At 66.3% G+C, this 20,596-nt stretch carries 13 protein-coding genes; 9 read left to right on the top strand and 4 right to left on the bottom strand.

Going from position 1 to position 20,596, the window contains the following annotated elements; all coding sequences use genetic code 11:
• Positions 1-93: 93 nt before the first annotated feature.
• On the bottom strand, positions 94-738 hold the full coding sequence (locus A3OK_RS0102950; protein WP_019903441.1) for an MBL fold metallo-hydrolase: 645 nt from the start codon (positions 736-738) through the stop codon (positions 94-96).
• A 462-nt stretch (positions 739-1,200) separates the two neighbouring features.
• Between A3OK_RS0102950 and A3OK_RS0102940 the strand changes: the two genes are divergently transcribed.
• Positions 1,201-2,835 (top strand): AarF/UbiB family protein, encoded by a 1,635-nt coding sequence (locus tag A3OK_RS0102940; protein WP_019903440.1) that lies wholly within the window; start codon positions 1,201-1,203, stop codon positions 2,833-2,835.
• Between the two features lie 92 nt (positions 2,836-2,927).
• Here the strand turns inward: A3OK_RS0102940 and A3OK_RS0102935 are convergent, their stop codons facing one another.
• A complete protein-coding gene (locus A3OK_RS0102935) occupies positions 2,928-4,595 on the bottom strand; it encodes an alpha-amylase family protein (RefSeq protein ID WP_019903439.1) in 1,668 nt (555 codons plus the stop codon).
• Positions 4,596-4,800: 205 nt separating this feature from the next.
• On the opposite strand from A3OK_RS0102935, the gene A3OK_RS0102930 reads away from it, so the two are divergent.
• Together A3OK_RS0102930 and A3OK_RS0102925 are read left to right on the top strand one after the other, a co-directional pair.
• On the top strand, positions 4,801-7,803 hold the full coding sequence (locus A3OK_RS0102930; RefSeq protein WP_019903438.1) for a transglycosylase domain-containing protein: 3,003 nt from the start codon (positions 4,801-4,803) through the stop codon (positions 7,801-7,803).
• Positions 7,804-7,940: 137 nt separating this feature from the next.
• A complete protein-coding gene (locus tag A3OK_RS0102925; RefSeq protein WP_245259403.1) occupies positions 7,941-8,912 on the top strand; it encodes a hypothetical protein in 972 nt (323 codons plus the stop codon).
• Between the two features lie 9 nt (positions 8,913-8,921).
• Here A3OK_RS0102925 and A3OK_RS0102920 read toward each other — a convergent pair whose 3' ends face one another.
• The gene (locus tag A3OK_RS0102920; RefSeq protein ID WP_019903436.1) at positions 8,922-9,128 is read right to left on the bottom strand and encodes a hypothetical protein; all 207 of its coding nucleotides are present in this window, start codon (positions 9,126-9,128) and stop codon (positions 8,922-8,924) included.
• 202 nt (positions 9,129-9,330) lie between these two features.
• Between A3OK_RS0102920 and A3OK_RS0102915 the strand changes: the two genes are divergently transcribed.
• The 3 genes from A3OK_RS0102915 (at position 9,331) to A3OK_RS0102905 (ending at position 13,226) form a co-directional block, all read left to right on the top strand.
• Complete coding sequence (locus A3OK_RS0102915) at positions 9,331-9,615, top strand: hypothetical protein (protein WP_348625421.1); 285 nt, start codon at positions 9,331-9,333, stop codon at positions 9,613-9,615.
• Between the two features lie 205 nt (positions 9,616-9,820).
• A complete protein-coding gene (locus A3OK_RS0102910) occupies positions 9,821-10,624 on the top strand; it encodes a Crp/Fnr family transcriptional regulator (RefSeq protein WP_019903434.1) in 804 nt (267 codons plus the stop codon).
• 268 nt (positions 10,625-10,892) lie between these two features.
• Entirely contained in the window at positions 10,893-13,226 is a 2,334-nt protein-coding gene (locus A3OK_RS0102905; protein WP_019903433.1) for a PAS domain-containing protein, read from the top strand.
• A gap of 80 nt (positions 13,227-13,306) precedes the next feature.
• Here A3OK_RS0102905 and A3OK_RS0102900 read toward each other — a convergent pair whose 3' ends face one another.
• Complete coding sequence (locus A3OK_RS0102900) at positions 13,307-14,788, bottom strand: PAS domain-containing methyl-accepting chemotaxis protein (RefSeq protein WP_019903432.1); 1,482 nt, start codon at positions 14,786-14,788, stop codon at positions 13,307-13,309.
• Between the two features lie 477 nt (positions 14,789-15,265).
• Here A3OK_RS0102900 and uvrA point away from each other — a divergent pair, with 477 nt between their 5' ends.
• The 3 genes from uvrA to A3OK_RS0102885 all read left to right on the top strand — a co-directional run bounded on the left by uvrA (position 15,266) and on the right by A3OK_RS0102885 (position 20,595).
• Positions 15,266-18,223 carry an excinuclease ABC subunit UvrA gene (gene uvrA, locus A3OK_RS0102895; RefSeq protein ID WP_019903431.1) on the top strand — a complete coding sequence of 986 codons (2,958 nt, stop codon included), beginning with the start codon at positions 15,266-15,268 and terminating at the stop codon, positions 18,221-18,223.
• 499 nt (positions 18,224-18,722) lie between these two features.
• Entirely contained in the window at positions 18,723-19,685 is a 963-nt protein-coding gene (locus tag A3OK_RS0102890; protein WP_019903430.1) for a transporter, read from the top strand.
• 331 nt (positions 19,686-20,016) lie between these two features.
• Positions 20,017-20,595 (top strand): fasciclin domain-containing protein, encoded by a 579-nt coding sequence (locus tag A3OK_RS0102885; protein ID WP_196805415.1) that lies wholly within the window; start codon positions 20,017-20,019, stop codon positions 20,593-20,595.
• Position 20,596: the final 1 nt, after the last annotated feature.

The raw sequence follows: 20,596 nt of genomic DNA, 5'->3' as shown, positions 1-20,596 counted from the left end.
TTCCGCGCCTCGGCGGAGCCGGCTATCCATGCCCGTCCGGGAAAGCCCGGCAGTGGCCGCGGACGCGCTGCCGGAGCCCGCCGCCGCGCCCGCCTATTCCTGCAGGAACGGGTTGGTCATCCGCTCCTCGCCGAGCGTGCTCGTGGGGCCATGGCCCGGGATGAAGGCGATGTCGTCGCCGAGCGGCAGGACCTTCTCCTTGATGGCGCGGATGAGCTGATCGTGGTTGCCGCCGGGCAGGTCGGTGCGGCCGACGGAGCCCTTGAACACCACGTCCCCGACCAGGGCGAAGCGCGCGTCGCGGCTCACGAATACGACGCTGCCGGGGGAATGTCCGGGCGCGTGCAGGATGTCGAAGGCCAGCTCGCCGACGCTCACCTTGTCGCCCTCTGAGAGCCATCGGTCCGGGGTCACGGCCCTGGCGCCTTCGAGCCCGTAATTGGCGCCGGTCTCGGGCAGGGAATCGAGGAGGTAGCGATCGGCCTCGTGCGGCCCCTCGATCGGGACGCCGAGACGCTCTCTCAGCTCATCGGCGCCACCGGCATGGTCGATATGGCCGTGGGTGAGCAGGATCTTCTCGATGGTGATCCCCTGGTCGCGGATCGCGGCCTCGATCCGGTCGAGGTCGCCACCGGGATCGACCACCGCGCCGACCTTGGTCTCGTCGGACCAGATCAGCGTGCAATTCTGCTGGAAGGGCGTGACCGGAATGATTCCTGCGCGGGGCGTACCTGCCATCGGGACCGTCTCTCCGTTTCCGTGAAATCGTCGTTGCTGGAGGGCGCCGGTCCCGACCGCGAATGACCGCGATCGATCGGGCGCCTTGCGTGTATGCGGCCTGCCTAGAGCATCGTCCCGAGAACCGGGAACCGGTTTTCGGGACGATGCTCTAGGCCATCTTCGCACCGTCGATCGCGCCGAAGCGAGTCGGACGTGCGATCTCCGGTATGCCGGGATCCATTATGGCGGGATCCATGCCGGACCATAGGGCCGACCGAATTCCTGCCGGAATGGAAACGGTTCTAGCGCGCGGCGCGCGGTGGCGCTAATCCCAATGAATGCTGCCGATTCCGCCAAATTTCGGCCTCGCCGGCACCATAGACGAGACCTCTCCGGACACCGGCACGATCCGGACAGGCAGCCCGGCCTGAATTTTCGACGCGGCCACCTTCACGCCAGCCGGGGCAGTCCCTTGCGTACATGCTGAAAACCGCCTTCGTCGCCGCTCGGGACCGGCAGCGCCTGAGCGAGATCGCCGCCGTCCTAATCGGGTACGGCGTCACCAAGGTCGTGGAGCGCCTCGGCCTCGGCCATCTGGCGAGGTTCGCCAAGCGCCGCCGTCCGCAGGTGGACGTGGCGCGCCTGTCGCAGCCGCAGCGCGTACGCCGGGCGATCGAGGCTCTGGGGCCGACCTTCATCAAGCTCGGACAGATCCTGGCGAGCCGGCCCGACCTGCTGACGCCGGAATGGACCGAGGAGCTGGAGAAGCTCCACAGCCAGGTCAGGCCGATCGCCTGGGACAAGATCCGGCCGCAGCTGGAGGCCGACCTCGGTGCCTCGCCCTCCGAGATCTTCGCCGAGTTCGACACCGTTCCGCTGGCCGCCGCCTCGATCGCACAGGTCTACCGCGCTCGGCTGATGACGGGCGAGGAGGTCGTGGTGAAGGTCCTGCGCCCGGGCCTGCGCAAGATCATCGAGGCCGACCTGCGCCTCCTGGCGCACGCCACCCGTATCGTCGTCGACGAATGGCCGGAATTCGGCCGCTACCAGCCGCACGAGCAGATGCGCCACCTCGCCGGTGGCCTTTACGGCGAGCTCGATCTCGTCAACGAGGCGCGCAATTGCGAGACGATCGCGGCGATCTTCGCCGACCGGGACGACATCGTCATCCCGAAGATCCACTGGGAATGGACCTCCGAGCGCGTCCTCGTCCAGGAATTCATCCACGGCATCCCGCCCAACGACCATGCCCGCCTCGACGCGGCGGGGATCGACAAGGTCAAGGTCGCCCAGAAGGGCACCGACGCCTTCCTCAACATGGCGCTGATCGAGGGCGTGTTCCACGCCGACCCGCATCCCGGCAACATGCTGGTGATGCCCGGCAACCGCATCGGCTTCATCGATTTCGGCATCATCGGCCGGCTCTCCGAGCGCCGCCGCACCCAGCTTCTCATGCTGATCGGCGCCATGCTGAAGGAGGATTCCGATGGGCTGATGGCCGTGCTCCTCGATTGGACCGGATCGACCAACCCGGATCTCACCAAGCTCGAGGCTTCGTCTCAGGCCTTCATCAACCGGCATGCCGGCTCGGTGCTGAATTTCGGCGACCTGCTCACCGACTTCATGACCATGGCCCGCGAGAACGACCTCGCCATGCCGACCGATCTCGCCATCCTGTTCAAGGGGCTGGTGACGGCCGATGGTGTCATGCGCCATCTCGATCCGAAATTCGATCTCTTCACCGCCGCCGGCCCGACGGTGAAGAGCAAGCTCGCCTCGCAATTCTCGATCAAGGGTATTTCCCGCAAGGTCGAGGCGGTGGGGGCCGGCCTGTTCGGCGCCGCCTCCGAACTGCCGACCCTGATTCATCTCATGCTGGTGCGCCTCAAGCAGGGGCGCGTCACCGTCGAGATCGAGGTCAAGGGCATCGACAAGCTGACCCGCGGCATCGAGCGCGCCGCCGCCCGCGTCGCGGTGGCGCTCATCGTCGCCGCCTTCGCGACCCAGCTCGCCCCGCGCTTCATGGACCTCGGCACCCCGGCCTTCATCACGGTGGGCATGATGGTCTGCGTGATCGGGATCGGCTGGCTCGTGCTGCTGGGGCGGAACAAGTAGCGGGCCACCTTACCCCGCATCACGCTCACATGGCCGATCGTGCGGTCGGACGGACCCGCATGTCCGCCGCGCCGACCTCGTGAACCGCCGTCTCAGCCCACCCGGCGCTTCAAGGGCGCGTCGAGGCCGCCGACCCGGAACCAGTGGTAGCCGTAGCGCTCCATCATCAGGCAGTGGCGTCCGTCCGCGCTCGCCTCGCTGCGATGGCCGGTGAGGAGGTCGACGAGGACGCGGCCCTCCGGTCCCTCCACCTCGGGGGAGAGGGTCACCTCCGTCGGCTCGCTGCCGAGATTGTGCACGCAGAGCACCGAATTCCCTTCCCAATCGTAGCGGATCGCCAGGATCGCGGGCGACGGCGTCTCGATCACCGCGAAATCCCCCCAGCCGATTTCAGGGGCCTCCTTGCGGGTGCGGATGATGCTTTCCATCCAGTTGAGGAGCGAGCCGCGGTCGTGGCGTTGGACCGCGACGTTCACGTGCGGGAAGCCATAGGGTCCGTCCGCGATCACCGGCATGGCCGGCGCATCGCTCTTGGTGAAGCCGCCTTGCGCTTCCGAGGTCCATTGCATCGGAGTGCGGGCGCAGTCGCGCTCCTTCAGCGAGAGATCGTCGCCCATGCCGATCTCGTCGCCGTAGCGCAGCACCGGCGTGCCCGGCAAAGTGAACATCAGGCTGTAGGCGAGTTCGATGCGGCGCTGATCGCCGCCGAGCATCGGGGCGAGGCGACGCCTGATGCCGCGGTCGTAGAGCTGCATCTCCTTCTTCGGGCCGAAAGCCTCGAACACCCTTTGGCGCTGAGCCTCGGTAAGGCGGCCGAGATCGAGTTCGTCGTGGTTGCGCAGGAACACGGCCCATTGCGCCGAGGCGGGCCGGTTCCAGGTCTTGCGCATGGCCTTGGCCAAAGGCCGCCCGTCGGCCGAGGCCAGGGCGTAGAAAAGCGCTTGGTTGACCTGGAAATTGAACAGCATGTTCAGCCGGTCCGCATCGTCGCCGAAATAATCGAGGTCCTTCTTCGGCAGGATGTTGGCCTCGCCGAGGATGATCGCGTCGCCCTGGCGCCATTGCAGGAACTCGCGAAAGTCCCGCAGCATGTCGAACTGCTCCTGTGGCTCGCCCTTCACGTCCGCGCCCTTTTTGGCGATGACGAAGGGCACGGCATCCATGCGGAAGCCGGAGACGCCGAGCTCGATCCAGAACCCCATGATCTTCTGGATCTCGGCCTGAACTGCCGTGTTTGCCGTGTTCAGATCCGGTTGGAACGGCATGAAGCGGTGGAAGTAGTAGGCCTTCGCCTTCGCGTCCCGCGTCCAGGTCGAGGTCTGCACGCCGGGAAACACCATGCCCTCGTCGGCATTGGCGGGCTCCGTCTTCGACCAGACATACCAGTCGCGGTAAGGCGAATCCGGGTCGGATCGGGCCGATTGGAACCACGGATGCTGGTCGGAGGTGTGGTTGACCACGAGGTCGATGATGACGCGCAGGCCCCGCTGCTTGGCCGCGTGCGTGAAGGCGACGAAATCGCCGAGCGAGCCGTAATCGGGGTCGACCCCGTAGTAATCGGTGATGTCGTAGCCGCCGTCGCGCTTCGGCGACGGCTGGAACGGCATCAGCCAGATCGCGGTGATCCCGAGACCCTGGAGATAATCGAGCCGCCGTTCGAGCCCCTCGAAATCGCCGATCCCGTCGCCGCTCGCATCCAGGAAGGTGCGGATCGACAGGCAGTAGACGACGGCGTTCTTGTACCAGAGGTCCTTGATCATGCGGCTAGGCTCCGACGTGCCGCGCCGAGGGGCGCATCCTCCCCTAACCGCGTCGCCGGAGAAAGCGTTGCGGTTGCCCGCCGTCGAGGCGATCTCCTTAAATCAGCCGCCTTGTGCAGCCCTTCTTCGCTGCAATGCGTTGCGTGTCCCGATCGGATCGCTGCCAATTCTGTGACGCGTCCTGGAATCCGGTGCCTGCCCCTCGATGAACATCATCCTGATCAAGCTGTTTGCGACGGCGCTGACGCTCAGTCAGGTGACGACGCGGCCCGATGCCTTGAAGACGCAGTTCGATCCGATCGCCGACAAGGCGCAGGTGGTGCAGATCCTGCGCGACGGCTGCGCCCATATGCGCAAGTCCTTCGACATCGAGGACATCAACCTCGACGAGCTGATCTCCACCGCGATGGAGGACCCCTCCGCCATTGCCGGTGCTTCCGCGCCCAAGCTCCTGCACGGGCTCGATATCGGCGAGCTCAACACCAGCTACCGCCAGTTCTGCAAGGGCGAGAACCCGAAGGACTCGCCCTTCGACGCGGCCGAGGTCATCGACTTCTACAACAAGGCGGTGGCCGACCTGCCCTCCGCGCAGGACCTCAAGGACCGCAAGCTTCCCGGCGCCAGCCTGATCCTCGACGGCGCCGGCAAGCGCTACGCCGAGGCGTTCGAGGCCAACGGACGTCGCCTCACCGTGCCGATCTCCGAGGTGCCGGCGATGGTGCAGAAGGCCTTCGTCGCCGCCGAGGACAAGCGCTTCGAGACCCATCACGGCATCGACGAGCGCGGCGTCATCCGCGCCTTCATCGGCAACCTCGCCTCGCCTGGGCGCCCGGCGGGGGGGTCCACCATCACCCAGCAGGTGGTCAAGAACCTGTCGGTGGGCGACGACGTCACCTACGAGCGCAAGATTCGCGAGATGATCGTGGCCTCCCGCCTCGAGCAGATCCTGGCCAAGCCGCAGATCCTCGAACTCTACCTCAACGGGATCTACCTCGGCCGCGGCTCCTACGGGATCGAGATGGCGGCGAGGAGCTATTTCGGCAAATCGGTGGGGCAGCTCACCGTGCCGGAGGCGGCCCTGCTCGGCGGCATGCCCAAGGGGCCGAACTTCTACAATCCGGACAAGTACCCCGACCGCGCCAAGGAGCGCCGCGCCTATGTGCTGGCGCGGATGAAGGATGAGGGCGTCATCACCGATGCGCAGTTGAGCGAGGCCGCCAACGTGCCTCTCGGGCTGAAGCCGATCGAGACGACGCGGCGGGATTCGGGGTTCTACTTCGTCGATCACCTCGCCCGCGAGGCGCGCACCTTCGCAGGCATCGACTCCCTCACCTCCGCCTCGCACGTGGTCCGCTCGACCATCAATGCCGGCCTTCAGACCGCCGTGGAAAGCGCCCTCCAGGACGGGCTCGCCAATTACGAGCGCTCCACCGGGCGCCAGCGCTACGACGGGCCGGAATTCAACCTCGCCGATAGCATCGCCAAGCTCGGTGGGGCCACGCCAGCGGTGGAGGGATCGGTCCAGTCGGTCCCGCTGGTCGTCGGCGGCGAGGCGAAACCCAAGCCTCCGACGACGGTTGCCGGGTCGAAGCCGGCGCCGCAGAAGCCCGTCTGGCAGCGTGCTCTCGAGAGCGCGCGGCCAGTGCTCTACGACGTGCACTGGCCGCTCGCCGTGGTGCTCGATACCGGACGCGGCGCGGTCAAGGCGGGGCTCGCCGACGGCCGCATCGTCAGCCTCGATCCCGGCATCGCCAAGGGCCGTCTCCAGACCTACGACGTGGTGCGGGTCAAGCTGCGCGACGCCAAGGCCAAGGTGCTCCGCGCCGATATCCGCGTGCGTCCCTCCGTCCAGGGGGCCGCCATGGTGCTGGAGAACCGCACCGGTCGGATCCTGGCCATGGATGGCGGCTTCTCCTATCCGCTGAGCCAGCTCAACCGCGTGACCCAGACCGTGCGGCAGCCCGGCTCGACCCTGAAACCGCTGACCTACCTCGCGGCGCTGAATGCCGGCCTCCAGCCCAACACCCTGGTGATGGATGCCAGCGTCACCCTGCCGCCCATCGGCGGCGTCGGCCAGTCCTGGAGCCCGAAGAACTACGACGGCGGCGGGTCGGGCGCGACGACCCTGCGGCGCGGCCTCGAATTCTCGAAGAACCTCGTCACAGCGCGCCTTCTCCAGGGCGGCATCGCCGATACGCCACCCGCCAGCCTCACCCGCATCTGCGACCTCGCGCTGGAAGCGCAGCTCTATGCCGAATGCGAGCGCTACTACCCGTTCGTCCTCGGCTCGCAGCCGGTGCGCATGGTCGACCTCGCGGCCTTCTACGCGGCAGTGGCCAACGAGGGCGCCCGGCCGGCACCCTATGCGCTGGAGGCGGTCGAGCGCGACGGCAAGGTTCTCTACAAGCGCGAGCCCAAGGAGCCGGTGCGGATCGGCTCCGCCGACAAGGTCGCCTTCTACCAGCTCAAGACGATGCTGCAGGGGGTGACCAATCACGGCACGGCGGCGGCGCTCGCCCGGTTCTCGGGCTCGATCGCCGGCAAGACCGGCACCTCGGAGAACGAGAACGACGCCTGGTTCGCCGGATTTACCAACGAGATCACCATCGTGGTCTGGGTCGGCTACGACAATGCCGACGGCACCCGCAGGACGCTCGGGCGCGGCCAGACCGGCGGCCATCTCTCCGTGCCGATCGCAGGCACGATCCTCCAGGCCGCCTGGGCCAACGGAGTGGCGCGCACCAACCTCGCGCCGCCCTCTCCGGAAGCCAAGCGCTCGCTGGCCGACCTGCCCATCGACCCCCGCAGCGGCGAGCGGGTCTCCGGCGGCGGCTTCCTCGAGCATTTCCGGCTCAGCGACGGCCGCATGGCCGACACTCAGTACCGCCTACTGCCGCGCGAGGTGCAGACCGCCATGCGGCCTGATTCCGAGGATGGCGATATCGGCGGGCTCGACGACGGCGCCGATACGGCCGGCGACGTGTTCGGCAACCTCACCACCCGGCGCACGCCCGAGGCCGACCCGCTCGACCCGTTCGGCGAGCGCCAGGCCCAGCCGCGCAGCCGCCGTGCGCAGGGCGATGTCTATGAGGGCTCGCGCAGCCAGGCCTGGCCGGGGACCCAGCGCTCGCCCTTCGGCGACGACGAACCACCCCGCGCCCGGCGCCGCGATCCCGACTACCTGTTCGGCGATGACCCGCGCTACTGAGGCGCGGATCTCCTCCCTTCCTCAGCAACCGAGGCCCCGACGTGAAGACGCAGCTTCCGGCGACACGTGTCCTTGCCCAGACTCTTCTCCTCGTTCACGCCCTGGCGCTCGGCGCGCCGGCTTCCGCGCAGGAGGGGATGAAGCTTCAGGTTCCCGCCGACCGGATCAAGGAGGTGGCCGCGATCGAGCCGTCGGGCGTCGCGGGCCTCAAGCCCGGCACGATCCTGTTCACCGATCACCGGGACACGCCGTCGAACCCCGAGAGCGGCCTGACGCCTTATCTCGAATGGCGGAAGCTACGGCCGGCCGAACAGGCGGCGCTGGCGCCCTACCCCGCCTATGCCGAGCCCGACTACACCGTGACCCTCAACGGCGTCTCGAAGCAGCGGCACGAGACCCTGAAGGTCTACGTGGCGCAGGGTCGGTTCGTGGTGGCCAAACCCGCCGAGTCGATCGATCTCTCGGCCTTCGCCAATCTCGGCTTCGTCGCCAGGATGGACCCCGTCATCAAGCACAAGACCCTGAACCCCGCCGACGTGACGCCGACCAAGGACCCGGCCGCCGCCTTCGCCCGGCGCCCCGACCGGGCCTGGTGCGAGGGCGCCGCCGCCTGCATCGAATCCCGCTACGACCTCGAGGGGAAGCTGCCGCTCGGGGTGAAGCTCGCCAACAAGCTGGAAGACGGTGCCTCGAAGAAAGTCGCCGAGTTCGTCTCGTTCCAGAGCGAATTGCGGACCCTGCCGGCCTCGGAGGCTTCGAGCCTCGGCGCGCTCACCAGGATCGATACGCCGGTGGCCGGCGGCCTCGAACAGACGATCTTCTGGGTCAACCAGATCCTGCGCTTCGGCAAGTTCCTGGCCGTGTTCCAGCCGATGCCGAACGATCCCGGCAAGACCGTGGTCACGACCTATATGGCCCTCGCGATCAAGGCCGACGTCCTCGACCGCAAGCAGGAATATGCCCGCGTGCCGGTGCTGAAGAACCTCCTGCCGGCGCAGGTGCTGATGGGCAATTCGTCCTTCAATACCGGCACCTCGATCAGTGCCGGACTTCCTACCTACGCCCGCAACCGCATGATCGCCTTCGCGGACGCCCTCGGGAAGAACTGAGGGACCGCCTCAGCTGCCGCGGTTGATGATCGAGGGCATCGACGGGGCGGTGTACTGGCGGTTCACGTCGCGGCGGGTCTGGGTGCCGTTGGTGTCGTTCGAGCGGCGGTAGTTCTCGACGCTGAAGCTGTCCGAAAGGCCGCTGCGGTCGGCGCTGTTGCAGGCGCCGAGGGCACAGAGCAGGCTGGCGGCGACGATGAAGGCACTGGGACGCATCGGAGGTTCCTGGGCTGCTGGTCCTGCTGGACCGATCGGCCCTGTCGTGGTGCCGGGGAGGCAGTCGCGTCAAGCACAAGGATAACGAACCGTCTCAGCTTACCGGCAGAGTGATGTTCCCGCGCCACGAAAACGCTCACTACACTCCACGACAGTCGGTCTTCGGAGCCTCAATCGTGGGGAATGGCCGCTGCTGGATCTGGTGCTCCGCCCCGCTATCGGCGACACATTGTCCGACATGAACAACGTGGTCCCCTTCGCCCGCCCCCGAGCCGTCCCGGCCCCGCAGATCAGCGACGTGGTCGCGGTTGCCGACGATCTGTTCGCCGCCCTGGAGCTTCTGCAGGGTGTCACCGAGCGCGCCGCTGCCATGGGCCGCCCGCGCCGGGAAATGGAGCACACCGTGCGGAATCTGCGCGATGCGGTCAGGGCGGTGGAGCGGGCGCTCGATTGCATCGGCGAAGGCGACGAAGCCGGTCAGGGCTGAACCGGAGCCGCGACGGCTCGGCTGCCTGATCGCGATGCGAGCGGCGGCCGCCCGGACGAGCCGCGCTCCGGCGGTCCGCAGGGCATTCCGGAGCCTCAAATCGTGTCACGGAGACGATATTCTCAAGCGTTCGGTATATGAATAGACAGACGTTGCGACGCCGGTACGATATGCAACGATACAGAAGGTGAACACAGCGTATCCGATGCTACCGTCGACAGAGTCCTTCATCGAAGGCAATCTCCTCCTGAAGGCGCTCTCCCCCGAAGATCGGGGACTTCTCATTCCCTATCTGGAACCTGCCGTCGTCCGACGCGGCGATACCCTGTTCAGCGCCGGATCGAGCGTCTCGCTGATCTCGTTTCCCTGCGAGCAGACGGTCATCACGCTGATCGTCTCCATGCGTGACGGTCGAAGCGCGGAAACCGCCACGATCGGGCGGGAGGGCGCCGTGGGCGGGGTCGTCAGCCATGGCCGCCTGCCGGCCTTCAGCACGGCTCTGGTGCAGATCGGCGGACCGGTCCTGAGGCTCGATGCGGCGAGGCTGCAGGATGCCAAGCAGCGCTCGACGACCGTTCGCAACCTCTTTACCCGCTACGCCGACTGCCTTCTCGGGCAGGTACTGCAATCGGTGGCCTGCAACGCCCTCCACCCGATCGAGGAGCGCTGCCTGCGCTGGCTGCTGACACTGCAGGACCGGATCGGCACCGACGCGCTTCCGGTCACCCACGAACTCCTCGCCAACATGCTCGGCGTCCAGCGCACCTACCTGACCCGGATCCTGCGGACTCTGCAGGTGCAGGGGTTGATCGAGGTCGGCCGCGGACGCATCACCATCCTGAATCGAGCCCAAATCCAGCAGGTGGCCTGCGAGTGCCACGGCGCCGTGGTCAGCCATTTCGAGACCGTCCTCGGCGCCGTCTACGATGCAGACGGCCGCATGCTCTTCGTCGATCCGCCGACCCAGCCGCGCCAGACAGACCCGGTCCAGTCGGCGGAAGCGGTCTGAGGAGAGGCGGGCATCGCATGACGGCAGGGGCGAACGAGGTGGTTCGGTTCGGGACGTGCCGACGATGCTCAGGTGTTGATCCGACATGAGTGACAGGGAGAGCGGGATGATCTTGCGCAAGCTCGCGGCCAGACTTGTCCGATGCGCGATCTCACGGCATCTCATGTGACAGCGAGTGCCGGAGCAAGACCCGCATCCGATGACCACCGCGAACGCACCTCCACCCCGCCGAAGGAGCCGTCGCGATCTTGCGTCGCCAGCACTGGCGATGGCCGTCGATCCGATCGACGGCGGTGACGATTCGCGCCTGCTTCTGGCGCTGGAAGCCGCTGCCATCGGCGTCTACGACTACGATTTTCCGCGCGGGAGCATGTACTGGGATGGGCGGTTGCGCGGCATGTTCGGCGCTTTCGCCGAAGGGCCGGTCAGCTTCACCGACAATTTCCTGAACCGCCTGCATCCCGACGACCGCGACCGCGTCGACGGCGCGTTTCAGGCGTGTCTCGATCCTGCGGGCGACGGCGTCTTCGCCACCGAATACCGCATCGGCGGACGCGACGGGGAACCCGTCCGCTGGTTCGCCGACAGGGGCCGCTGCGCGTTCCGGGACGGTCGCCCCTCGCGCATGGTCGGCGTCGTCCGGGACATCACCGCCGACAGGCAAGGTGCCATCGATAGGCAAGATGTCATCGACGGGCATAACAGCATCGACGGGCAAGTCGCCATCCGCACGGGGGAAGCTCCCGATGGACCGTCTCCCATCGATGGGCGATCGGCCGATGAACGCTACCGGCTCTTGGCCGCGGCGACCAACGACGTGGTCTGGGACTGGGATCTGGAGCGCGATGCCATCGTCTGGAGCGAGGCGCTCCAGACAGCCTACGGCTGGCCTCCGGATCATGTCGGCCCCGGCTCCGCCTGGTGGGTCGGCAACATCCATCCCGACGATCGCGCCGTCGTCTCCGCCGGCCTGAACGCCGTGCTGGAAGGGCGCGTGGACAAGTGGAACCACCAGTATCGCTTCCTGAAGGGGGATGGGTCCTACGCGGAGGTGCTGGATCGCGGCCATCTCGTCAGAGATGCGGAGGGCGCGCCGCTGCGGATGATCGGTGCGATGCTCGACGTCACCGTGCGAAGCCAGCTCGAGGCGCAGTTCCGCGCGGTCTTCGAGGGCGCCAATGTCGGGATCGTCCAGTTCGATCCCCGCAGCGTCCTGGCTCTGAGGGTCAACGCCAAGCTCTGCGAGATCTGGGGCGCTCCGGAATCCGAGATCGTCGGGCGCTCCCTCGCCCAGTGGACTCCGAGCGAGGATGCCGCGCAGCGCGAGGCCCTGCACCAGCGTCTGGCCACCGGCGAGACCATGCAGGACCGCTTCGAGAAGCGCTACCGGCGGCGGGACGGCCGGATCATCTGGGCTCGGGTCAACCTCGTCTCACAGACGTTGGGCGATGCGGTCCATGCCACCGCGATGATCGAGGACATTACCGAGGAGAAGCTGGCGGATGCGCGCCGCGAAGCGCTGATCAGCCTCGGTGACCGTCTGCGCGACCTGCGCTCGAACGCCGACGTCGTGACCATGACGGCCGAGATCCTGGGCCGGACCCTCGGCACGACGAGTGCCGGCTACGGCACGGTCGACCTCGCGGCGGGGCTGGTGACGGTCGCCCATGCGTGGTCGTCCGACGGAGCGGCGCTTCCGACGCGAACCCTGAGGCTGGAGGAGTTTCCCGTCAGCATCGCCAGCCTCCGGCGCGGAGAGGTGCTGGCGGTGGCCGATCTCGGCAGCGCGTCCGATCTCGAGGCGGATGCGGAACTCTACATCGCCCGGGGCGTGCGGGCGGTCATCTCGGTGCCCCTGCTCCAGCGTGGCCGTCTCGTCGGCGTTCTCTACGCGACGGAATCGGCCCCGCGCGCCTGGACCCACGGTGAGATCGTCTTCGTTCGGGAAGTGGCGGAGCGGGCCTGGAGCGGTCTGACCCGGATCGAGGCGGACGAGCAGCAGCGCATCCTCAACCGCGAACTCAGCCACCGCATGAAGAACACGCTCGCGATGGTTCAGGCGATCGCCTCGCAGAGCCTGCGGAACGTCACCGATATCGAGGCCGCGAAACACGCTCTCGCCGCGCGCCTGATCGCCCTCGGCAAGGCCCACGATATCCTGCTGACCGGAGAGCGGGAGAGTGCCGGAATGTCGGCCGTCGTGACGAGCGCGCTGTCCCTCCACGACGACCACCAGCCCGGCCGGTTCCACCTGTCGGGGCCGGAGATCGTCATCGGCTCCAAGGCGGCCCTGTCGCTCGCCCTGATGATGCACGAACTCGCCACCAATGCGGCCAAGTACGGTGCCCTGTCCCGACCGGACGGCCGGGTGATCGTGGAGTGGAGCGTGGCGGGCGTCGGCGGGGACGACACGATCCACATCACATGGTCCGAACAGGGCGGCCCGCCGGTCCAGCCCCCGACCCGGAAGGGATTCGGCTCGCGCCTCATCGAGCGCGGGCTCGCCGGCGCCGTCGGTGGCGAGGTCTCCATCGATTACGAGCCGGGCGGCCTGATCTGCAGGGTCGTCGCGCCGTTATGCGGCTTTCAGGGCGGCCTTTAGACGGAAAGACGCCGCCCGGTACGCCCGTCAACGGGCCGGAGCGCGATCGCTCCGGCCGCAGGTCCTGCGATGGGGCGCTGTCAGCGGGCCAGAACCCGAACGGCGTTCTTGGTCGTGCCGACGGCGTCGGAGACGCTGAGGACGGATCCGGAGATGCCGCGGACATTCTGCGCGATCGTGCTGACCGCGCCTGCCGCCACCTGCATGTTCGAGGACATGTCACGGGTGACGACGCTCTGCTCCTCCACCGCCGCAGCGGTCGAGACCACGTGATCGCGCATCGTCTCCACCGAAGTGCCGATCGTACCGAGGGCGGCGACGACCTGCTTCGAGATCGTCTGAACGCTGTCGATCTCGCCGGTGATCCGCTCCGTGGCGCGGGCCGCCTGATTGGCGAGGTTCTTCACCTCCTGCGCCACCACGGCGAACCCTCGACCGGCCTCGCCGGCGCGGGCCGATTCGATCGTCGCATTGAGCGCCAGCAGATTGATCTGGCCGGCGATGGTGCGGATCAGGCCGACGATGCCGCCCATGGCGGTGGCCGCATCGGAAAGCTGCTGCGTGAAGTGCCCGGCCGCCTGAACCTGGATGCTGGCCTCGTCCGTCGCTTCCTGCGATTTCGCCATGCTTTGCGAGATTTCCGCGACGCAGGCTGCCAGTTCCTCGGCTGCCGCAGCCACGGTCTGCACGTTCTCGGCCGTCGACTGAGCCGCGTCGGTGGCTGACGACGAGGCATCGCTGGAAATGGCGAGAGCCTGGTCGATGGCGCTGAAATTCCGCTCGATGATGAGCTTGAGATCGGTGAGGAGCGTGATCTGCGCGGTGATGTCGGTCGAGAACTTCACCACCTTGTAGGGCCGTCCGCTCGCGTCGAGGATCGGGTTGTAGGATGCCTCGATCCAGATCTCGCGGCCGTCCTTCGCGATTCGCTTGAATTGCCCGGCCTGGTACACGCCGCGCTTGAGGGCATTCCAGAACTCGGCATAGGCCGCGCCCTCCCTGGCCGTCTCCTCCACGAAGAGCCGATGATGCCGGCCGACGATCTCGGGCAGCGTGTAACCCAGAGCCGTCAGGAAATTGTCGTTGGCGTCGAGGATGGTACCGTCGAGGTCGAACGCGATCACCGCCTGGGACTTGCCGATCGCCTCGACTTGGCCCTTGCGATCCGCATCCTCGATCTTGCGTCGGGTGACGTCGGTCGCGAGCTTGATCACCTTGTAGGGTTTTCCGCTCCGGTCGAGGACGGGGTTGTAGGACGCCTCGATCCAGATTTCCCGACCGCCTTTACCGAGCCGACGATACTCCGCGGCCTGAAAGCGTCCGGTGCGCAGATCGGCCCAGAATTGCAGGTAGTCGGGACTGTTCCTCTCATCCGCTTCGACGAACAGGCTGTGATGACGGCCTTTGATCTCGTCCAGCGTGTAGCCTACCGCATCGAGGAAGTTCTGGTTGGCCATGAGGATCGTGCCGTCGAGGGCGAATTCGATGATCCCGTTCGAACGATCGACGGCATCGAGCTTCGCTTTTGCTTCGATTGCCGACGTGCCCCAGCCATTGAACATGGTGTTTGACTCTTCTCGTCGGACGGTGATCGCGAGGATCGCAGATGAGATCTGAGCTTGACGACGGGTTCTTGCTTCGAGATCGATGTCGCCTGCGTTATGCATTCATTTTGTTTGTGGCGACATAATAAATCGTTAAATCTGAAACTCATCCGTGCATTCATTCGATAAATCTGATCGATTGCGTGTGCATCGGCTGGGCGATCAAATCTGAATACGCAGCGTTTCGATTGCGCAAAATTCATTGTTGCACCAGTCCGGCTCCGGATGCTTGTCGACGGCTTTCCGAATACGCTTCGCGAGTCTGACAGGTCCGATCCGTACGTGGATACTGCACTGAACGCATGACATCTCGGCGCCCGGCACCCGCATGCCGAACTGGCACTTGCCGATCCCGCCTGGGCGGACGACATATTCCCCGATATCCGGCGAGAGTTCCGGTGCCGCCGCTCGCCCATCCCACCGCGAAGAGACCTCATGGCCAGAGCCAAAGCCGCCGCGAAGCATGCCGATGCCGCGGACGACGCCAAGCTTCAGAAGCTGTTCGACGGAGTTCAGGATCGCCGTGTCATCGCTGTCCGCGGCGCGCGCGAGCACAATCTCAAGAACATCGATCTCACGATCCCGCGCGACAAGCTGGTCGTCTTCACCGGCCTGTCCGGCTCGGGCAAGTCGTCGCTCGCCTTCGACACGATCTACGCGGAAGGCCAGCGCCGCTACGTCGAATCGCTCTCGGCCTATGCCCGCCAGTTCCTCGAGATGATGTCGAAGCCCGATGTCGACCAGATCGACGGGCTCTCGCCGGCCATCTCCATCGAGCAGAAGACGACGTCGAAGAACCCGCGCTCCACCGTGGGGACGGTCACCGAGATCTACGATTACATGCGCCTGCTCTGGGCGCGGGTCGGCATCCCCTATTCGCCGGCCACCGGGCTTCCGATCGAGAGCCAGACCGTCAGCCAGATGGTCGACAGGGTGCTGGCGATGCCCGAGAAGAGCCGGCTCTATCTCCTGGCTCCGGTGGTGCGCGGCCGCAAGGGCGAGTACCGCAAGGAGATCGCCGAGTTCCAGAAGAAGGGTTTCCAGCGCCTGCGCATCGACGGCGAGTATTACCCGATCGATGACGCGCCGAAGCTCGACAAGAAGCTCAAGCACGATATCGACGTGGTGGTCGACCGCCTCGTCGTGCGCTCCGACATCGCGGCGCGTCTCGCCGATTCGTTCGAGACGGCTCTGGAACTGGCCGACGGCATCGCGCTGATCGAGTTCGCCGATCCGTCCGAGGGCGAGACCATCACCTTCTCCTCGCGGTTCGCCTGTCCGGTCTCCGGCTTCACCATCGCCGAGATCGAGCCGCGGCTGTTCTCGTTCAACAATCCGTTCGGAGCCTGCCCGACCTGCGGCGGTATCGGCCATGAGATGAGGATTGACCCCGAGCTCGTGATCTCGGACGTCAAGCTCAGTCTCAAGCGCGGCGCCGTCGGCCCCTGGGCGAAATCGACCTCGCCTTATTACGGTCAGACCCTGGACGCGCTGGCCGGGCATTACGGCTTCAAGACCACATCGCCCTGGTCCGACCTGCCGGAGACGGCGCACAAGGTGATCCTCTATGGCTCCGGCCGTGAGTCGATCCGCTTCGCCTATAATGACGGCATGCGCGCCTACGAGGTGAACAAGCCGTTCGAGGGCGTGATCCCGAATCTGGAACGGCGCTACAAGGAGACCGAGAGCGACGCCTCGCGCGACGAGATCGCCCGGTTCATGAGCGAGACTCCCTGCGCCTCCTGCGGCGGCAAGCGGCTCAAGATCGAGGCCCTGTCGGTCAAGGTCGCCCTGCAGGATATCGGCGAGGTCACCGGGCTCTCGGTGCGCGAGGGGCATCGCTGGTTCTCGGAACTATCCGACAAGCTCACGGACAAGCAGAACGAGATCGCCTTCCGCATCCTCAAGGAGATCCGCGATCGGCTGACCTTCCTCGTCGATGTCGGCCTCGACTACCTCACCCTCGCCCGCGGCTCGGGCTCGCTCTCGGGCGGCGAGAGCCAGCGCATCCGCCTCGCTTCGCAGATCGGCTCGGGCCTCACGGGCGTGCTCTACGTTCTCGACGAGCCCTCCATCGGCCTGCATCAGCGCGACAACGAGCGCCTGCTCGGCACGCTGAAGCGCCTGCGCGACCTCGGCAACTCGGTGATCGTCGTCGAGCACGACGAGGACGCCATCCTGCAGGCGGATTACGTGGTCGATGTGGGCCCGGGCGCCGGTATCCATGGCGGCCGGATCATCGCGCAGGGTACGCCGGAGGAGGTGCTGAAGAACCCGGCCTCGCTCACCGCCAAATACCTCACCGGCGAGATGAGCGTGCGCACGCCCACCGCCCGGCGCAAGGCGAAGAAGGGCAAGCTGACCCTCGTCGGTGCCCGCGGCAACAACCTGAAGGACGTCAGCGTCGATATCCCGCTCGGCACCTTCACCTGCGTCTCGGGCGTCTCGGGCGGCGGCAAGTCCACCCTCATCATCGACACGCTCTACAAGGCGGTGGCCAAATCCCTCAACGGCGCCATGGAGCACCCGGCCCCGTTCGACCGCCTCGAGGGACTCGAGAATCTCGACAAGGTCATCGACATCGACCAATCGCCGATCGGCCGCACCCCGCGCTCGAACCCGGCGACCTATACCGGCGCCTTCACCCCGATTCGCGATTGGTTCGCCGGTCTGCCGGAGGCCAAGGCGCGCGGTTACCAGGCGGGTCGCTTCTCCTTCAACGTCAAGGGCGGGCGCTGCGAGGCCTGCTCGGGCGACGGCGTCATCAAGATCGAGATGCACTTCCTGCCGGACGTCTACGTCACCTGCGACGTCTGCAAGGGCCGCCGCTACGACCGTGAGACGCTGGAGGTGAAGTACCGCAACCATTCCATCGCCGACGTGCTCGACATGACCGTCGAGGAGGCGGCCGACCTGTTCAAGGCGGTGCCGACCATCCGCGAGAAGATGGAGACGCTGGCCCGCGTCGGCCTCGGCTACGTCAAGGTCGGCCAGCAGGCCACCACCCTGTCGGGCGGCGAGGCGCAGCGGGTGAAGCTCTCGAAGGAACTCTCGAAGCGCGCGACCGGACGCACCCTCTATATCCTCGACGAGCCGACCACCGGCCTTCACTTCCACGATGTCGCCAAGCTCATGGAAGTGCTCCACGAACTGGTCGATCAGGGCAACACCGTTGTGGTGATCGAGCACAACCTCGAGGTCATCAAGACCGCCGACTGGGTCATCGACATGGGTCCCGAGGGCGGTGATGGCGGTGGTGTCGTCGTCGCCGAGGGCACGCCGGAGCAGATCGCCAAGTCGAAGGCGAGCCATACCGGCCGGTTCCTGCGCGACGTGCTGGCCCGCCGGCCCCTCGCCGAGATCGCGTCCAAGGGACGGGACGCGGCGGAATAGGCGCCGCGTCCCGTCCGGGCCAAGCTTGATTCGACCGTGGCGCGCGACGAGGGGCTTGTTGCGGCGCACAGGCCCTGGACGAAGCCCGGTTCCGGTCGCTCCGGCTTGCGCAAGCCGCCATATCCCGTTGCGCAATCGTCCCGGTCGCCCGGTCTGGCGCAACAGCTTGACCATTCAGCGCTATTTTGCCGACGCCTTGCTTAATGCGACGCCATGCCCGGCGGTTTCCTGCTGATAAAGTTAACAAAACCTTGCGCTGCACCGCGCCCAAATTGCGGCTTTTCCGCAACGGTCGATTTGGAACTGCCTCGATCCCAAGCATTGGACTGTCAATCCGATCCGTCCTGTAGAATAGTTCTGAGCGTTGAGACACGAATTCGGGCCGCAAGGGGGGCCCTACGAACCGGTTGCGAACAAGCTGCGAAAACGCAGCGCAACAGCAAGATGGTTCGTAGGACTGCGTGGCGGGCGCCTGAAATCCTTGGGAAGGACATAGAAAATGACGAAGAACTGGCTTGCCACCGGAGCGCTCGCGCTCACCATGGGCATGACTGCTACGGCTTCTTACGCTCAGACCACCACCGTTCCCGGTGAGCAGGTCGGCCTCGCCACCGGCGCTCCGCTGCCCGAGGGTATCTACGCCCTCAACACCTTCGTGTACCGCAGCAACGACGTCGGTGCCGTCGACGTCGGCGTGAACATTCCCGTGCTCGTCTGGTCGACCCCGCTGGTTCCGCTCGGCGGCCGCATCGAGTTGCTCGTTGCTCCCCCGACCGTCTTTGCCTTCGGCAAGCGCGGCGGCCCCACGGGCATCAAGGATCTCTCGATCAACGTCGGTACGTTCGTCGGCGGCATCTGGGCCTTCGATCTCGGCAACAACTTCGGCGTCAGCTTGCTCGGCGGCGCCTACCTGAACGACCTCAATGGCGATCGCGGCGTTCTCGTGCAGAACAACGGCGCATTTGCCGGCGCTCCGGTCCTCGGCCAGCTGTCCTCCAACACCTACCGCTTCGGCGTTGCCGGCAGCTACACCGGTGATGGCTACAACCTGACCGCCAACCTGACCGCCAACGTCTACGACTCGCCGGGTCGCTTCTCCGGCGGCGGCAACACGGTGGGCTTCGGCAACACCTTCGGTCCGTTCAACATCTCCGACTCGCTCAACCTCGACCTCACCGCGACCAAGAAGTTCGGCAAGTTCGAGATCGGCGCCATCGGTTACGGCACCTATAACTTCGACACCAGCGCGTTCAGCCTTGCTGCTGGCGACCGCGGCTACTTCCGCATGGGTGGCCTCATCGGCTACGACTTCGGACCGTTCACCGTCCAGGCCTACGGCGCCCGTACCGTCGCTTCCGCGACCCGCGCCGGCGAAGCCACCGAAGGCTGGTTCCGCATCATCGCTCCGCTGTACTCGCCGACCCCGGTCGCCGCTGCCGCGCCGATCATCCGCAAGTACTGATCAGAGACGTACTGATCACGAGCCATGCGGCGAGGTTCATCCTCGCCGCTACGCAAATCGCGAAAGCCCGCCCGACCTTCTGGTCGGACGGGCTTTCGTTTGCCTGGTCGTCGATGTCCGTGGCTCGTCGATGGGATCGGGCGCGAGTCGTCATCGGAGCAGCAAGTCGTCATCGGAGCAGCAAGTCGTCCCGGCCCCGCCGGCGGCTCGAACGGCGCGATCCACCGGCTCACCGCGACTTTTTCCAGCTCTTCCGAAACTTTCCTCTTCCGCGCTCCGTAACGAGCGATGACCCCCCTCGAAGGGGCATCAGTCCAAGAGGAAACGCTCCATGACCAACGCTCACGCCCGTCGCCCCATGGCTTCCACGATCGCCGCCGTCGCGCTCGCCTTCTCCATGGGCGCCGCCTTCCCGGTGGCCGCGCTCGCCAAGAACCCGATGGTCGGCGGCGCTCCGATGTATGCCTCCAAGAACATCGTCGAGAACGCGGTCAATTCGAAGGACCACACCACCCTCGTCGCCGCCGTGAAGGCCGCCGGCCTCGTCGACACCCTGGCCAGCGCCGGCCCGTTCACCGTCTTCGCGCCCACCAACGCCGCCTTCGCCAAGCTGCCGGCCGGCACCGTCGAGACCCTGGTGAAGCCCGAGAACAAGGCGACCCTCACCTCGATCCTGACCTACCACGTCGTCCCCGGCACCCTGACCGCCAAGGACCTCATGAAGATCGCCAAGGACGGTGGCGGTGAAGGCCAGATCAAGACCGTGCAGGGCACGCCGCTCGTGGTTCAGACCAAGGGCAAGGCCGTGTACCTGACCGACACCAAGGGCAACACCGCCAAGGTGACCATCGCCAACGTGATGCAGTCGAACGGCGTGATCCACGTCATCAACAGCGTGCTGCAGCCGTAAG

Source organism: Methylobacterium sp. 77 (assembly GCF_000372825.1).
Classification (GTDB): Bacteria; Pseudomonadota; Alphaproteobacteria; order Rhizobiales; family Beijerinckiaceae; genus Methylobacterium.
This window is presented reverse-complemented; position numbering and strand designations above follow the sequence as displayed.

What these genes read in the sequence shown, in the direction of transcription:
- A3OK_RS0102905 (WP_019903433.1), top strand. Translation starts at nt 10,893, where the DNA reads ATGGCCGTCGATCCGATCGACGGCGGTGACGATTCGCGCCTGCTTCTG.
- A3OK_RS0102935 (WP_019903439.1), bottom strand. Translation starts at nt 4,595, where the DNA reads ATGATCAAGGACCTCTGGTACAAGAACGCCGTCGTCTACTGCCTGTCG.
- A3OK_RS0102940 (WP_019903440.1), top strand. Translation starts at nt 1,201, where the DNA reads ATGCTGAAAACCGCCTTCGTCGCCGCTCGGGACCGGCAGCGCCTGAGC.
- A3OK_RS0102885 (WP_196805415.1), top strand. Translation starts at nt 20,017, where the DNA reads ATGACCAACGCTCACGCCCGTCGCCCCATGGCTTCCACGATCGCCGCC.
- uvrA (WP_019903431.1), top strand. Translation starts at nt 15,266, where the DNA reads ATGGCCAGAGCCAAAGCCGCCGCGAAGCATGCCGATGCCGCGGACGAC.
- A3OK_RS0102900 (WP_019903432.1), bottom strand. Translation starts at nt 14,788, where the DNA reads ATGTTCAATGGCTGGGGCACGTCGGCAATCGAAGCAAAAGCGAAGCTC.
- A3OK_RS0102950 (WP_019903441.1), bottom strand. Translation starts at nt 738, where the DNA reads ATGGCAGGTACGCCCCGCGCAGGAATCATTCCGGTCACGCCCTTCCAG.
- A3OK_RS0102890 (WP_019903430.1), top strand. Translation starts at nt 18,723, where the DNA reads ATGACGAAGAACTGGCTTGCCACCGGAGCGCTCGCGCTCACCATGGGC.
- A3OK_RS0102910 (WP_019903434.1), top strand. Translation starts at nt 9,821, where the DNA reads ATGCTACCGTCGACAGAGTCCTTCATCGAAGGCAATCTCCTCCTGAAG.
- A3OK_RS0102925 (WP_245259403.1), top strand. Translation starts at nt 7,941, where the DNA reads ATGAAGCTTCAGGTTCCCGCCGACCGGATCAAGGAGGTGGCCGCGATC.
- A3OK_RS0102930 (WP_019903438.1), top strand. Translation starts at nt 4,801, where the DNA reads ATGAACATCATCCTGATCAAGCTGTTTGCGACGGCGCTGACGCTCAGT.
- A3OK_RS0102920 (WP_019903436.1), bottom strand. Translation starts at nt 9,128, where the DNA reads ATGCGTCCCAGTGCCTTCATCGTCGCCGCCAGCCTGCTCTGTGCCCTC.